The organism is Streptomyces sp. NPDC057900 (assembly GCF_042887885.1).
Classification (GTDB): Bacteria; Actinomycetota; Actinomycetes; order Streptomycetales; family Streptomycetaceae; genus Streptomyces.
Map to the genome: position 1 here is coordinate 203,701 of NZ_JBHVOI010000001.1, position 14,514 is coordinate 218,214.

Consider the following 14,514-nt stretch of genomic DNA (forward strand, 5'->3'; position numbering starts at 1 on the left):
AGCGTTTCCGCTGTGGCAGCCGTACCCGACCGGCCAGACAATTGGGTCAGGCAGTACGGCAGCCCCGCCGGACGATCTTCGGAGCAGGAATGACCGATCACGACCGGCCACCGATCATCCCGATCCGGCCCGGCCCGTCGGCCGGGAAGGCGCCCGGCGGCGACATGGGGACGGCGGAGCGGCTTGCCATGAACCGCACCGGCAGTTTCGAGTGGGATCTCGATGCCCGGACGCTGGACATCGACGAGGCGGGCCTGCTGGTGTTGGGTATGGACCCGGCCACATTCGACTCACGGCCGGAGTCCCTGGTGGAGCGGCTGGAGCCCGAGGAGCGGCTCCGTCTCGATACGGCGATCGACGAGGCCGTCAAGGGCGGGCGCAGCTCGTACAGCCTTCATTTCCGGGTCCCGACGGAAGAGAGCGGCGACCAGTGGACCCATATCCAGGCGCGCATCCTGCGCGGCGCCGACGGCCGGGCGCACCGGGTGATCGGGGTGGTGCGGGACGCGACGGCGGAAGTCACCCATTCGGCCTTCGTGCTGGAACTGGAAAAACGCCGTCAGCGCCAGACCGACATCGTTGAACGCACAACGAGCGCGTTGTCACGGGCGGTGACCGTGGACGACGTGACGGCCGCTCTGACGGGACCGGGCGGGCTGGCCCGGCTGGGCGCCGACGGTCTGGCGCTCGGGCTGCTGGACAACGCCACGCTGAATGTCATCGCGCTGAGCGGCGATTCGCTGGAGGTCATCGATGAGCTGGGGCAGGGCCGGCTCGACCGGAACTTCCCGCTGGCCGACACCGTTCTCAGCGGCCGGCCGCGCTTCGTGAGCTCGCTCGGCGCTCTCACCCGGCGCTATCCGGTGCTGGAGCCGTATATGGGCCAGCTGAAGTTCCAGGCGGCTGCCTATCTGCCGCTCGTCGCGCAGGCGCGTTCACTCGGCGGACTGGCGCTCTTCTACCGTGAGCGCACGGCCTTCAACGCCGACGAGCGCAATCTGTGTCTGGGGCTCGCCGCGATCGTCGCCCAGTCCCTCCAGCGGGCCAAGCTCTTCGACGAGGAACGGGAATTCGCCACCGGGCTCCAGTCGACGATGCTGCCCCGGCGGATCCACGACATCGAGGGCGGCGAGATCGCGGTCCGCTACCACGCGGCATGGAGCGGCCGCCAGGTCGGCGGTGACTGGTACGACGTGATCCCGCTGCCCAAGGACCGCGTCGGCATCGTGGTGGGCGACGTGCAGGGCCATGACACGCATGCGGCCGCGATCATGGGCCAGCTACGGATCGCGCTGCGTGCGTACGCCGGGGAGGGGCATCCGCCTTCGACGGTACTGGCCCGCGCCTCCCGGTTCCTCGCCGAACTGGACACGGACCGGTTCGCCACCTGCGCCTACGCCCAGGTGGATCTCGGCACCGGAACGGTGCGGGTGGTGCGGGCCGGTCACTTCGGTCCGCTGATCCGGCACATGGACGGCCGGGTCGGCAGCCCGCAGGTACGCGGCGGGCTGCCCCTGGGCATCTCAACCGACTTCGAGGACGAGGAGTACCCAGAGACGCGGCTCGATCTGGTCCCCGGAGAGACACTGGTCCTGTACACCGACGGACTGGTCGAGGAGCCCGGCGCCGACATCGACGCGGGGGTGCGCACGCTCGTCAACGAGGTGAGCGCGGGCCCGGCCGGGGCGGAGGCGCTGGCCGACCATCTGTCGGACCGGCTGTGGGAGCGCTGGGGCTCGGGCGACGACGTGGCGCTGCTGGTGTTGCGCCGCAGTCCGGACCCGGGTTCGCCCCGGGCGCCTCGGCTGCATCAGTACATCCATCAGGCCGACCCGGAGGGGCTCTCCGACGCGCGGACGATCGTGCGGCAGGCGCTGACCGACTGGGGCATGGCCGAACTCGCGGACGACGCGGAGCTGGTGACCGGGGAGCTGCTGGTGAACGTGCTGCTCCACACGGAGGGCGGCGCGGTGCTCACTCTGGAGGTACTGCCGGAACCGGTGCGGCGGGTACGGCTGTCGGTGCAGGACCGCTCCAGCGCGTGGCCCAGGCGCCGGGCACCGGGTGAGACGGCCACTTCCGGGCGGGGTCTGCTCCTCCTGGACGCCGTCTCGACGCGGTGGGGCATCGAGCCGCGCGGCGAGGGAAAGGCGGTCTGGTGCGAGATCGGACCGGCGGCGCCGCCCACGTCCCCGCCGGTCCACCGGGACACGGACAACCGGTAGTCACCGGCGAGTCCGGCGGCCGCCACGGAAGGCGGGGTCCGCATGACGCGGTGTCCGCGCGACGCGGTGTCCGTTGCCCGGACGGGGTGTCAGTTCCGTGGACACGGCGGGTGGACAGCGTTGAGGGGCGTGGGGGGGGCCCCCCCCCCGGGGGGGCCCCCCCCCCCCCCCCCACCCCCCCCCCCCCCCCCCCCCCCCCCCCCCCCCCCCCCCGGGGCCCCCCGCCCCCGGGGGGGGGGGCCCGCGGGGGGGGGCGCCGGGCCGGGCCCCGGGGGGGGGGCCCGGGGGGGGGGGGGCCCCCCCCCCCCCCCGGGGCCCCCCCCGCCCCTCGACCGGACTACCGGGCGACGAACGCCCGGACCGCCGGACTACGTCAGTGCTGAGCGGTGCGACGCTTGCGCACGGACCACATGATGCCGCCACCGGCCAGCAGCACGGCGACAGCCGCACCACCGATGATCGGAGTGGCGGACGACGAACCGGTCTCGGCCAGGTCCGGCGAGGAGGGGCTCGGTGCGGCTGCGGCGGGCGCAGACGACGAAGCGGACTCGCTGGGGGTGTCGGCCGGGGTGGGCGCCGAGGTCGTGGGCGTCTGAGACGGCGTGGACGGCTCGGACGGCTTCGTCTCGGAAGGCGTGGGCGTCGGCGTCGAGGTCTGACCCTCGCACACCGGTGCCGTCTTGTCGTCTTCCTTCGAGTACTGGTCGCCGTCACCGGCCTTGACGGAAAGGTGCACCGCCAGGGCCTTGTCGTGCTCAGGCAGGTCGATCGTCTTGTCGAGCCCCTTGCCGAAGCTCTCCGTCGGCAGCAGCTCCTTACCGTCAACGGTCACGGTCACCTGGTTGGTGACCCTGTCGTTGTACGCGCTGAGGTGAAGGCTCACCTCGGTACAGGTCACGTCCCAGGTGGGGGTGTGAGCTGCGGCCGGACCGGCGGTGAGAACCACGCCGGTCAGACCGACAACCGCAGCGGCGGCGAGGGTTCCCGCAGCACGCAGCGATCTCCTGGGTATGGTCATGGATTGTTCCTCCGCATATGTTTCATCGCCCGAATGGCGGTGGGGCGCACAGTACTGCCCCTGTCTCCCGTATGTGCACCCGCCCCACACACCATTCGACGTCACAACTGACAGCACATCGTCGCTGGTTGGGACATCACGGACAGCCCGGTCCGGGCGACGGCCGGTCCGCCGGTGGCGCGAAGTGAGCGCATGACACCGGAACGTACCGTTCGAGGTGGTGTCAGAGCGGTCGGTGCATGATGTGCACGCCCACGAACCCGTGCTTCGGATGGTTGAATCCATCGGGCAGTGTGCCCAGGACTTCGAAGCCGAGCGAGCGGTAGAGCCCTACGGCGGCGACGTTCGTCTCCACCACGGCGTTGAACTGCATGGCCCGGAACCCCGCCGTGCGCGCCCAGTCGATCGTGTACTCGCACAGGGCCCGCCCCACGCCGCGTCCGGCGTGCCGGGGATCGACCATGTAGCTGGCGCTCGCGATGTGCGAGCCGTTGCCCATATGATTCCTGTTCATCTTCGCCGTACCCAGAACCGTCCCGTCGTCGGCGACGGCGACGACCGCACGGCTGGGCGACTTGACGAGCCACCACTCGCTGCCCTCCTCCTCCCCGAGGTCGAGGGGGTAGGTGAAGGTCTCGCCCACGGAGACGATTTCGTGAAAGAACGGCCAGATAGCGGGCCAGTCACCGGTGGTTGCTTCCCTGATCAACATTGCGCAAAGACTGCCAGCCGGGGCCCCATTTCGCGACCCCCTGCCCGCCGTCCGCGACGCCCTCCCTCCGTGGGCCCACCCGCTGACCGGCCGGCGGACGGTTCCGGCCGCGCGAACCGTGCCCACCGCGCGGACGACGCTCGGCAGAGTGGCCGGCCGGGCGTGGTGCCCGCTCCTGACGACGCCGCTCGCCACGTACCCGGCGCAGCCGGAGCCGGGCCAGCAGGCCGAGGGGGGTCGCCCCCGCGGTCGGTTGGGCCGGCTCCGCCGCGTCTACTTGTTCGGCCACGCCTACTCGTTCGGCCGGCTCTACGCGTTCGGTCACGTCTACTCGTTCAGCGGGCTCTGCTCGTTCGGCCGGGTCGCCCGGGTCAGGCCGATCGATCGGCACGGCTGCCATCGGCGGCCGGTCGAACGCCTCCAGGTCCGCACGCTGTTCGTCACCGGGCCGCGGCGCCTGACGGACCTCGCGGGCGCCGTCCAGCTCCATGATGAGGTTGACCCGCCGCCAGAGGATCTCGTCGGGTTCGTCGGCCAGCATCAGGCGCCCCATCGTGTCCTGCGTCGCCGTTGACGCCCGCCGGCCGAATACCGGTTCGGGCCGGACCCGGGCGAAGTAGGCGCGCTCGTACGGATCGTCCACCACTTCCGCCAGCTGGGCCGGGTCGAGCGCCTCGGCCACGACCGCCGCGCGTGCCCAGGGATCCTCGGTCAGGCTCAGCAGCCGTTCGATGCGCCGCGAGCGCCAGTTGCGCGGGCGGCAGTCCCTTCCGGAGTCGAGCCGGTCGCGCATCCAGACCGGGCTCCTGCCCAGCAGCAGTTCGGGCGAGCGGGCAGCCAGTTCGCCCAGCTCCTGAGCGAGGTAGAGCCACACCACCGCCCGGTAGCGGTTGAGGTAGAACGCGATGGGCGTGACACATCCCGCGCGCGCCAGCCGCGTGAAGCGGACCGGGCTGATTCCGAGCAGCCGTGCGCCTTCCGCCGTCCCCACCGTTCGCACCCGCTCCCGCAGGGCCCCCGGAAAGCCGCTCTCCGAGCGGAGCCGGTCGATCTCCTCCTGGCGGACCCTGGGCCGCCCACCGCTCCGCCGCGCCTCCACCCGGACGATGCCCAGGTGCACCGCAAGCTCGAACTCTCCTCGCTTCAGAACGAGGTCCGCGGCGGCCCGGCTCGCGGCGACCATGTGAGCCCCGTCCGTACCTACCGCATCCGTCACCGGCATCACGATTCTCCCCCGTGAGATTCGAATACTCTCTGTGACCAAAGGTAGCTCAGAGGGAGTGACAGCCATCCTGCCTGTGGATAACTGCCGGGCCGGGCGGCGGAACCGAGCACCGGGTCCGGGGTGCCAGCGCCGAGCGTCCGGCTCGTCAGAGCCGGTCGAATCCGCCGGTCCCGTCCTGTCGCGCCGCCACGCCGAGGTGCTCCCCGACCTTGTTGACCAGCAGCGTCATCTCGTACGCCACCTGCCCCACATCGGCCTCGGCCTCACTCAGCACACACAGGCAGCTGCCGTCCCCGGCGGCCGTCACGAAGAGCAGTGCCTCGTCGAACTCCACCATGGTCTGCCGGGCCCTTCCCGCACGGAAGTGCCGTCCCGATCCGCGGGCGAGGCTGTGCAGGCCGGACGAGACCGCCGCCAGATGTTCCGCGTCCTCACGTGCCAGACCTGTACTGGCTCCGGTCACCAGACCGTCGTTCGACAGCACCAGGGCGTGCCGTATCTGTTCCACCCGGCTGGTGAGATCGTCAAGGAGCCAGTCGAGTCCCCTGTCCAGTGCCATTCCATTCCTCCCCGTTCATACGTTCCCCGTGCCCCACTTACGTGTAAGCCTTGCGCACGGGTCACGTCCGGGCAAGCGTCCCTCCGCGGATCGGACAGGGCGAAATCGGGCCAAGTCTGCGGAGCGCAGTGCGACGTCGAGCCGGGGCCTGTCGCAAAGGGCCGCGACCGACGACCGCTCGCCCCGGGCGCTCCGCGTCCGGCGCCTACACTGGTCCCTTCGGGTGCGAGGAGTCGGCCCACGCGGACGGGAGTGAAAGAGTGTCGACAGGTGCCGGCGGCGGTTTCCAGGATCCGCCCGCAGAGGTGCTGGCCCAGGCGGCTGCCGCGTTCGGTCTGCTGGCGACGCCCGCCCGGCTGCACATCGTGTGGGCGCTGGCCCAGGGCGAGAGTGACGTGACGGGCCTGGCGGAGCGGGTGGGCGGCACTCTGCCGTCCGTGAGCCAGCACCTGACGAAGCTCAAGCTGGCCGGTCTCGTCCGCTCCAGGCGCGAGGGCCGCCGGCAGGTGTACCTGGTCGATGATCCAGAAGTGGTGACGGTCGTACGGCTCATGGTCGGCCAGCTCGCGGAGCGGGCCGGGTACCCGGCCTCGCAACCGGTACGGCTCCATGAGCTCGGTGCCTGAGAACGCTGCCGCGGCGGGAACGGGCGACGGAACGGGCGTCGTCGTACCGATGCCCGGCACCACCGCCGGCTCCGCGGCCAGCCCGCGACCGCCTGCGGCACCGACGTCGCTCCAGGTCCTGCGTGCCCTGGACAGCGGGCCCCGGGGGCTGGCCGAGGCCGAGGCGGAGGAGCGGCTGGCCCGGTTCGGCGAGAACATCCTCCCCGCGTGGCGCCCGGTCCCCTGGCCGCTGCGCTTCCTGCGCACCTTGCGGGACCCCTTCACTTCCGTTCTGTTCTGCCTCGGGCTGGTCTCGGCAGCGGTGGACGCGTGGGGCACGGCGTCGGTGACGCTGGTGCTGGTGGTGGTCAGCTGCCTGCTGCGCTCGGCGGAGGAGCACCGGGCCGACCGGGCGACCGCGGCGCTGCGCGAGCTGGTCGCGACGACAGCCACGGTGCTGCGCCGCAGCGGGCCCGGGGCCACGCCACAGGCCCGCGACGTACCGGTGGGTGAGCTCGTGCCGGGCGATGTGATCAAGCTCGGCCCCGGAGACCTCGTACCCGCCGACGTGCAGCTGTTGCGCGCGAGCGGCCTCACCGTGCACCAGTCCGCCCTCACCGGGGAGTCCGCGCCCGTCGGGAAGCATCCCGCTGACGACGGCCGGCGGCAGCAGGCCCCGCCCGCGCTGCACAGCGTGACCGAGGGAGCGGAGGGTGTGTTCGCCCAGCGCCAGCTGTGTTTCCAGGGCAGCAGTGTGGCGTCCGGGAGCGGCACGGCGGTGGTGGTCGCGACCGGTGGGGACACCCGGTTCGCCGCCGCGTACGACCGCTCGGCACACCTGCGCGGCGCCAGCGCGTTCGACCGGACGGTGCAGGGGATCTCCTGGACCTTGATCCGCTTCATGCTGCTCACCCCGCCGCTGGTCCTGATGGCCAATGCCGCGCTGCGCGGCCGGGGGCTGGAGACGCTGCCCTTCGCCGTGGCGGTGGCGGTGGGGCTGACACCGGAGATGCTGCCGGTCATCGTCACCACGGCACTGGCACGGGGTGCTTCGCAGCTCGCCCGGAACAGCGGGGTGATCGTCAAGCGGCTGCCCGCGCTGCACGACCTGGGCGCGATCGATGTGCTCTGCCTGGACAAGACCGGAACCCTCACCCAGGACCGGCCCGTCGTCGACCGCTCGCTCGACCGGACGGGGGGCCCCGATCCTCAGGTACTGCACTGGGCGGCGGTCAACGCGCTGTGGACGCTCCAGCTCGCCGACCTGCCGGCGCCCGACGCCCTCGACGAAGCCGTGCTGGACGCCTCGGAGCAGCAGGAGGAGTCCGGTCCCGGCGGCGGGAGCCCGCGTACCGCTGTCGGCTCGTACGACGCGGTGGCCGCGCTGCCCTTCGATCCGGTGCGGCGTCTGTCCACCGCCGTCGTCCGGCTCCCCGGCGGACTCGGCACCCATGTGCTGGTCACCAAGGGCGCCGTGGAGGCCGTCCTGGAGCGGTGCGAACTGGAACCGGCGGAACGGGAGCGGCTGGCCGGCGTGGCGGCGCGGGAGGCCGCGGAAGGTCTGCGGCTGCTCGCCGTCGCCCGTACCGAGCGGCCCGCGCGGCTCGGTACGTACACCCCGGCGGACGAGCACGGGCTCGACTTCCTGGGCTTCGTGGCCCTGCGGGACGCGCTCACGCCGAGCGCTGCCGACGCGCTGGACGTGCTGGCCCGCCGCGGTGTCGCCGTGAAGGTGCTCACCGGGGACCATCCGGGCACCGCGGCCCGTGCCTGCCGGGACCTCGGGCTGGATCCGGGGCAGGTCGTCGCCGCGGAGGAGATCGACGCGATGACCGGGGCGGAGCTCGCCCGCACGGCCGACCGCGCGACCGTGTTCGCCCGCTGCACCCCCGGCCACAAGGCCAGGATCGTCGCCGCGCTGCGTACCTCCGGGCACACCACGGGGTTCCTCGGTGACGGCGTCAACGACCTGCCCGCCCTGCACGCCGCCGACGTGGGCATCTGCCCGCGCAACGCGGTCGACGTGGCTCGGGAGACCGCCGATGTGGTCCTCGCGGAGAAGGACCTCGGCGCCATCGACCACGCGATCACCGCGGGCCGGCGCAGCAGCGGCAACATCGCCACGTATCTGCGCATCACGCTCTCCTCGAACCTCGGAAACGTGATCGCGATGCTGGCCGCCGGTCTGCTGCTGCCGTTCCTGCCGATGCTTCCGGCGCAGGTCCTGGTCCAGAACCTGTGTTTCGACGCGGCGCAGCTGGCCTTCGCCTTCGACCGCCCCGCCTCCTCCGTACTGCGGCGGCCGACGGTGCTGCGCCCGAGGGACTTCCTCCGGTTCATCACCCGGTTCGGGCTGCTGAACGCCGCCGCCGACCTGGCGACCTTCGCCGTGCTGGCCCTTGCCCTGCACGATTTCCGGGCGGACGACCAGGCGGCCTTCCACTCCGGGTGGTTCACCGAGAACCTGCTCACCCAGGCCCTGGTGATGCTGCTGCTTCGCACCGGCCGACGGGCCGCGGAGGGGCGCACCGGCGGGCCCCTGCGGGCGGCCGCGGCCGGTCTGGCGGCCGTCGGCGTCCTGCTGCCGCTCACACCGCTCGGCCCGCCACTGGGCATGAGCGCGCTGCCGCCGCTCTACTACCTGTTGCTCGCCAGCGTCCTCGCGCTGTACGCGTACGGTCTGGCGGGGGCGCGCAACCGCTACGAACGGAAACGGGGGCTCTCGTGACCACGGTGAGCGACGACGCCACGGGGTCCGGGGCGCGGGCTGCGGCGGTACCCGGCGCGGAACTGCCGGAAACCACCGTCGGAGGCGCTCACGGCCGAACGGCACGGGTACGGCGCGCCACGTCCGACGACATTCCGGCGCTGGTCCGGATGCGCGCGCTGATGCTGTCCGACATGGGGCTCGACACCGGCGACGAGAGCGCGCCGTGGCGCGCCGCCTCCGCGCGGTGGTTCGCCGACCGGATGCCGCTTTCGGACGAGTTCGCCGCGTTCCTGGTCGAGGATCCCGAGCTGGGCGTCGTGGCGTGCGCGGTCGGCGCGTGCGACGCGCACGCGCCGAGTCCGGCCAACCCGAGCGGGCTGCACGGGCACGTGTCCAACGTCAGCACCGATCCTCGGCGGCGCAGGCTCGGCCATGCCCGTGCCTGCCTCGACGCACTGCTCACCTGGTTCGAACAGGAGACGCGCGCGGCCGTGGTCGGTCTCAATGCCACCGGGGACGGCGCCGGACTCTACGAGTCGTTCGGTTTCGCGCCGCCCCCGCACCCCTCGTTGCAGCTGCGGACGGCCGGGCCGTCGGCCTGAGCCTTCATCGGGCCGGTCAGCCGTACGAGAGGTCGCTGCACAGGTCGTCGTCGGCCGAGCGGGCTTCACCGGCGACGGCGGACGGTACGGCGTCGGGCTTCGGTGTCGCCGGGGCGGCCGCGGGGTTCTGGGCGTAGTCGCTGCCGACGATGACCTGGATTCCGGCGTCCGCCGACTCCGTGGTGTGTGCTCCCTGGAAGAGCCTGGCCGTGTTCTCGGCCTTGTCCCGGAGGCCGGGGCCGTAGGTGATCAGGGTCCGGGTCTGGTCCTGGGAGTTCGCTGTGGCCGTGCCGGTGACGGTGAAGCCGTGCGAGCGCAGCAGCTCCGCCGCCTTGGCCGCGAGCCCGGTCACCGTGGTGCCGTTGTAGACGGCCACGTCGGTGCCCGCGCCGGAGACCGGAGCGGTGGGAGAGGGGGACGCCCCGCCGGAAGCCGGGCCGCCGCTTCCCTTCTTGCCTGCGGCGTTCTGCCCGTCGAGTGTGCGGTCGGCCTTGAGCGACGCCCACAGTGCGTCGGCGTCCGGTTCCACGATCGCTACACGGGCGCCCTGGTAGCGCCAGGGGATGGTGACGAACTTCGTGTTGTGCAGGTCGACGTTCTTCATCGACATAGCGAACGACAGCAGCCGGTCGGCCGAACCGAGCCCCGGGTCCACGGTCATCGCTTTGGTGGCCGCGTTGGCGAGCGGCAGCAGGGTGGTCGGGTTCAGTCCGCGTGACTTGACCTTCTTCACGAGGGAGCCGACGAAGGCCTGCTGCCGCTTGATGCGCCCGATGTCGGATCCGTCGCCGATGCCGTGCCGGATCCGTACGTAGTCGAGAGCCCGCTGTCCGGAGACCGACTGCGGCCCCTTGGCGAAGACCAGGGATCCCTGGGTCGCCCGCTTGGGATTCAGGTCGCGCTGGTAGATGTCCTGCGGCAGGCAGACGGGTATGCCCCCGACGGCCGAGGTCAGCGCGGAGAACCCGGCGAAGTCGACCACGATGGTGTGGTCGACCCGCAGTCCGGTGAGGTGTTCGACGGTGTTCTGGGTGCAGGCGGGGTTGCCCTCGGCCGTCTCCCCCACCGAGAACGCCGCGTTGAACATGGTGTTCCGCTGCGGTGCCGTCCAGCTGCCGTCGGGCTTCTTGCAGGCCGGGATGGAGACCAGGGTGTCGCGTGGGATGGACACCGCGACGGCGTGTTCGTGGTCGGCGTAGACGTGGAGCAGGAACGCGGTGTCGGAGCGCCCCACGTCGCCCGTGCCGCCGCCGAGCCCGCTGTTGGCGCCCGCGCGTGAGTCCGATCCGATCACCAGGACGTTCTGCCCCTCGGACGTGTCGGGCGGGCGGTCGCCGGAGATTCCGTCGGCGCTGAACGTGTCGATGCTGCCGTTCAGCTTGAGGTACCCCCAGCCGACCCCGGCGACCAGCAGCACGAGGAGCGAGAGCCCGAACAGGCCCGTCCGCCGCAGGCGGCTCCCACGTCGCCCTGTCCCCTTGCCTTTGTGACTGCCCGCCATGTCGCACCCCAGTTCGTCCGGCTTCCATGGAGTCGGACTCGCACCGCCCACGCATGGTTGTACAGTTGCGCAATGTAGCAAGTGTTCGCGTCCGAATGGATCACTGGATCACCGGACCTGTCCATGGTCGGCCTCATCCAGTGTCCACGAACACCTGCCGGAATCATTGACCGGAAGACACCCGAAGAAAGGGCGTGGAGCGCATGCTGCGCAACGGCCTCGAACCCTGGCACCTGCTGATCATCGCGCTGGTCGTGGTGATGCTGTTCGGCGCGAAGAAACTGCCGGACACCGCGCGCGCCCTGGGCAAATCCATGCGGATCCTGAAGAGTGAGGCGAAGGCCATGAAGGAAGAATCGCCTCAGTGAGCGGAGCGGCCACGGACTCTGCGGCGCCTCCCCACTTCACGGCTTGCGCAATCGGGGAACCGCAGAGGACGGGCCGTCGTTCAACTCGATGACGGCCGAAGAAGCACTGATCAACGGATCACTGGATCATTGGAGGAAGTTCATGGGTGTGACCCTGGCCAAGGGCGGCAATGTCTCCTTGTCGAAGGAGGCACCCGGCCTGACCGCGGTGACGGTCGGCCTGGGCTGGGACGTACGGACGACGACGGGCGCCGATCACGACCTCGACGCCAGCGCGCTGCTGTGCTCGGAGACCGGCAAGGTCCTCTCCGACCTTCACTTCGTCTTCTACAACAACCTCAACAGCCCCGATGGTTCGGTCCAGCACACCGGTGACAACCTGACGGGTGAGGGTGAGGGCGACGACGAGTCCATCAACGTGGACCTGGCGGGTGTCCCGGCGGATGTCGCGAAGATCGTCTTCCCCGTCTCCATCCATGACGCGCAGAGCCGGGGGCAGAGTTTCGGCCAGGTGCGCAACGCGTTCATCCGCGTGGTGAACCAGGCCAACGGGGTCGAGCTCGCCCGTTACGACCTCAGCGAGGACGCGTCGACGGAGACGGCCATGGTGTTCGGCGAGCTGTACCGGCACGGGGCGGAGTGGAAGTTCCGCGCGGTCGGCCAGGGGTACGCCTCCGGCCTGGCGGGTATCGCCTCCGACTACGGCGTCAACGTCTGACCTCTTCGGCACGGTGACCGGCCTCGCCGGCTCGGTGACCGAATGCGTACGGGTCCCGGCCCGCTCTCCCGCCTGCGGAGTGCGGGCCGGGCCCGTTTCCGCCGGCCGCGGCCGATCCAGGGCACTGCCGCGAGGAGCGGTTACGCGATCATGTCCGTATGGCCGATGACCACAGGCACGTACAGGACTTCTTCAGCGCCCGCGCCGCGGACTGGGACGCCCGCTTTCCCGACGACGGACCGACCTTCGCCTCGGCGGTCTCCGCCATGGGCCTGCGCGCGGGCGACGCCGTGCTCGACGCGGGCTGCGGTACGGGGCGGGCACTGCCCGCCCTCCGTTCCGCGGTCGGCTCCGGGGGCACCGTGCTGGGCGCCGACCTCACCGCGGCCATGCTGGAGGCAGCGGCGCGCGCGGGCCGCGACCGCGACGGGCTGCTGATCCAGGCCGACGCCGCCCGGCTGCCGGTCCGGACGCGGGCGCTCGACGCGGTGTTCGCGGCCGGGCTGATCGCACATCTGCCGCAACCGGAACGGAACCTGGCGGAACTCGCCCGGGTGGTGCGGCCGGGCGGGCGGCTGGCGCTGTTCCATCCCATCGGCAGGGCGGCGCTGGCCGCACGGCACCGCCGCACACTCACCGACGACGATCTGCGGGCGGAGCCCAACCTCGCCCCGCTGCTGGCCCGTTCGGGCTGGCGGCTGAACACGTACCTCGACGAGGAGGCCCGCTTCCTCGCCCTGGCCGAACGGGTGAGCTGATCCCCCCGCGCACCGGGCGGACGACTCACTCGGCCGGGGCGTCCGGACGGCTCAGGTGCCGGACCGGGCAGCCGCCGAGGCCGGGCGTGGGATACGTACCGAGTCCGGACACCTCGTAGCCGCCCGGATACCCCTTGATCTCGGGATTCTGGCGGGCGTAGTGCGGGGTGGCGCGAGGCGGCAGCAGCCGCACCGCGCGGGCCCTCAGCCGCAGGGCGCCCCGGGTGAGCCCGCGTGCCACCGGTCCCGGGCGTTCGTAGCGGAAGGCCCGTAGCAGCGAGTCGTCCAGCAGCGCGAGGCTCGCTCCGCGCACCAACCGGGCGAGGGGGCGCGGGTACCAGGAGGCCATCAGCGCCAGCGTGGCGTCCGATACCTCGCGCGCCCCCTCGTCCCAGCCGAAGTGCTCCTGCTCGTAGGCGTCGAGGGCCCGCTCGAAGTCCTCGTACGTGTGCGGCAGGTCCTTGATCCCCATGTGCGCGCCCAGGGTCCGGTAGTAGGCGGCGCATGCCGCCTTCTCGTGCGCGGACAGCCGCCGCCAGCCGTAGGCGTCCAGCCATCGCTTCGGAGTGACGACGAAGGTGCACAGCACATAGCGCATGTCGTCGTTGCCGATGTCGTAGCTGCGGTGCATCTGGTTGATGCGGCGGATGGCCGTACGTCCGGGGACGCTGTCGAAACCGTGCTCGACCACCGCGTCCAGAAGGAGCGCGGTGTCGTCGTAGCGCTTCTGCGAACGGTCCGTCAGCTCCGCCGTCTCGGCGAGCAGTCGGCCGATGCTGGGGACGGCATACGTCCGGTACAGGGCGAGTTCCAGGGCGCGGGTGATGTCCCAGGGGAATTCGTACGTCGCCGTGATCCGGTAGATCTCCAGGAAGTCCCGGTCCGGATCGAGGCGTTGGATATCCTTCAGCCGGTCGTAGCGCTTCACCGCACCGTCCCCCTCGCTGTCCGGGTCACGTGTCCAACCCTACGTGCGCGGGCAGGACCGTGAGTACACGCGCAGGGCAGGGAACGCCGTGCACGCGCGGCACATCCTCCCGCGTGCGCACGACGCCTGTCGGGCACATACATATCCAGGAAGGGCGGTCCCCATGACCGACATGTTCGGCATACTCCGCAGAGCCGTGAACCCGGGCCGCAAGGACGGCCGGCCCGGTGGTGCCACCAAGGCGCCGGAGCGCCGGCAGCACAATCTGTTCGACGCGGCGGCCACGTTCGTCGCGGCGTCGGCGGAGGACGACCAGGAGCGGATGGACGAGGCGAGCGGCTGGGTGTCGCCGGAAGCGCTCTCCTTCGGCGTCGGAGAACTGGCCTGCCGGGCGGTCATCGCCCTCGCCCGTGAGCGCGGCGAATCACCCGAAGCGGTGGCCCGCGATCTCCTCGGACTGACCGGCGAGTAGGCGTTCCGTCCTCGGCTCACCGGCACCGGGCCACCAGTGACTCCGCCTTGTCAGGGCCTCGACGAGCAGGTTACCCACTGGTTAAGGTGCGCCGACGGACAACCATGACGGAC

At 71.4% G+C, this 14,514-nt stretch carries 14 protein-coding genes; 8 read left to right on the forward strand and 6 right to left on the reverse strand.

All coding sequences use genetic code 11. The features are described 5' to 3' along the window. The first annotated feature begins 89 nt into the window (after positions 1 to 89). Positions 90 to 2,225 carry a SpoIIE family protein phosphatase gene (locus tag ACFVQ0_RS00740; protein WP_390083188.1) on the forward strand — a complete coding sequence of 712 codons (2,136 nt, stop codon included), beginning with the start codon at positions 90 to 92 and terminating at the stop codon, positions 2,223 to 2,225. Between the two features lie 373 nt (positions 2,226 to 2,598). Here the strand turns inward: ACFVQ0_RS00740 and ACFVQ0_RS00745 are convergent, their stop codons facing one another. The 4 genes from ACFVQ0_RS00745 to ACFVQ0_RS00760 form a co-directional block, all read right to left on the reverse strand. Further along, positions 2,599 to 3,243 (reverse strand): LAETG motif-containing sortase-dependent surface protein, encoded by a 645-nt coding sequence (locus tag ACFVQ0_RS00745; protein ID WP_390083190.1) that lies wholly within the window; start codon positions 3,241 to 3,243, stop codon positions 2,599 to 2,601. Positions 3,244 to 3,466: 223 nt separating this feature from the next. Beyond that, on the reverse strand, positions 3,467 to 3,955 hold the full coding sequence (locus tag ACFVQ0_RS00750) for a GNAT family N-acetyltransferase (protein ID WP_390083192.1): 489 nt from the start codon (positions 3,953 to 3,955) through the stop codon (positions 3,467 to 3,469). Further along, positions 3,927 to 5,177 carry a DUF6397 family protein gene (locus ACFVQ0_RS00755; protein ID WP_390083194.1) on the reverse strand — a complete coding sequence of 417 codons (1,251 nt, stop codon included), beginning with the start codon at positions 5,175 to 5,177 and terminating at the stop codon, positions 3,927 to 3,929. The genes ACFVQ0_RS00750 and ACFVQ0_RS00755 overlap by 29 nt, the downstream gene beginning before the upstream one ends. A gap of 148 nt (positions 5,178 to 5,325) precedes the next feature. After that, positions 5,326 to 5,739, reverse strand: a complete 414-nt coding sequence (locus ACFVQ0_RS00760) for a roadblock/LC7 domain-containing protein (protein WP_390083196.1) — start codon at positions 5,737 to 5,739, stop codon at positions 5,326 to 5,328. A gap of 260 nt (positions 5,740 to 5,999) precedes the next feature. Between ACFVQ0_RS00760 and ACFVQ0_RS00765 the strand changes: the two genes are divergently transcribed. The 3 genes from ACFVQ0_RS00765 to ACFVQ0_RS00775 are packed head-to-tail and all read left to right on the forward strand — an operon-like array spanning position 6,000 to position 9,656. Further along, positions 6,000 to 6,365, forward strand: a complete 366-nt coding sequence (locus ACFVQ0_RS00765) for a metalloregulator ArsR/SmtB family transcription factor (protein WP_073733875.1) — start codon at positions 6,000 to 6,002, stop codon at positions 6,363 to 6,365. Next, a complete protein-coding gene (gene mgtA, locus ACFVQ0_RS00770) occupies positions 6,349 to 9,072 on the forward strand; it encodes a magnesium-translocating P-type ATPase (protein WP_390083198.1) in 2,724 nt (907 codons plus the stop codon). Before ACFVQ0_RS00765 ends, mgtA begins: the two co-directional genes overlap by 17 nt. Next, the gene (locus tag ACFVQ0_RS00775) at positions 9,069 to 9,656 is read left to right on the forward strand and encodes a GNAT family N-acetyltransferase (protein WP_390083200.1); all 588 of its coding nucleotides are present in this window, start codon (positions 9,069 to 9,071) and stop codon (positions 9,654 to 9,656) included. Before mgtA ends, ACFVQ0_RS00775 begins: the two co-directional genes overlap by 4 nt. A 16-nt stretch (positions 9,657 to 9,672) precedes the next feature. On the opposite strand, the gene ACFVQ0_RS00780 is transcribed toward ACFVQ0_RS00775, so the two are convergent. After that, positions 9,673 to 11,157 carry an LCP family protein gene (locus ACFVQ0_RS00780; protein ID WP_390083201.1) on the reverse strand — a complete coding sequence of 495 codons (1,485 nt, stop codon included), beginning with the start codon at positions 11,155 to 11,157 and terminating at the stop codon, positions 9,673 to 9,675. Between the two features lie 203 nt (positions 11,158 to 11,360). Here ACFVQ0_RS00780 and tatA point away from each other — a divergent pair, with 203 nt between their 5' ends. The 3 genes from tatA to ACFVQ0_RS00795 all read left to right on the forward strand — a co-directional run bounded on the left by tatA (position 11,361) and on the right by ACFVQ0_RS00795 (position 13,001). Continuing rightward, positions 11,361 to 11,525: a Sec-independent protein translocase subunit TatA gene (gene tatA, locus ACFVQ0_RS00785; protein ID WP_073734671.1), complete on the forward strand. Its 165-nt coding sequence runs from the start codon at positions 11,361 to 11,363 to the stop codon at positions 11,523 to 11,525. A 142-nt stretch (positions 11,526 to 11,667) separates the two neighbouring features. Then, a complete protein-coding gene (locus ACFVQ0_RS00790) occupies positions 11,668 to 12,243 on the forward strand; it encodes a TerD family protein (RefSeq protein WP_073733877.1) in 576 nt (191 codons plus the stop codon). A 158-nt stretch (positions 12,244 to 12,401) separates the two neighbouring features. Then, positions 12,402 to 13,001 carry a class I SAM-dependent methyltransferase gene (locus ACFVQ0_RS00795; protein ID WP_390083203.1) on the forward strand — a complete coding sequence of 200 codons (600 nt, stop codon included), beginning with the start codon at positions 12,402 to 12,404 and terminating at the stop codon, positions 12,999 to 13,001. 25 nt (positions 13,002 to 13,026) lie between these two features. On the opposite strand, the gene ACFVQ0_RS00800 is transcribed toward ACFVQ0_RS00795, so the two are convergent. Then, on the reverse strand, positions 13,027 to 13,929 hold the full coding sequence (locus tag ACFVQ0_RS00800; protein ID WP_390083205.1) for an oxygenase MpaB family protein: 903 nt from the start codon (positions 13,927 to 13,929) through the stop codon (positions 13,027 to 13,029). A 172-nt stretch (positions 13,930 to 14,101) separates the two neighbouring features. On the opposite strand from ACFVQ0_RS00800, the gene ACFVQ0_RS00805 reads away from it, so the two are divergent. Continuing rightward, entirely contained in the window at positions 14,102 to 14,401 is a 300-nt protein-coding gene (locus ACFVQ0_RS00805; protein ID WP_390085315.1) for a hypothetical protein, read from the forward strand. The last annotated feature ends 113 nt before the right edge of the window (positions 14,402 to 14,514 follow it).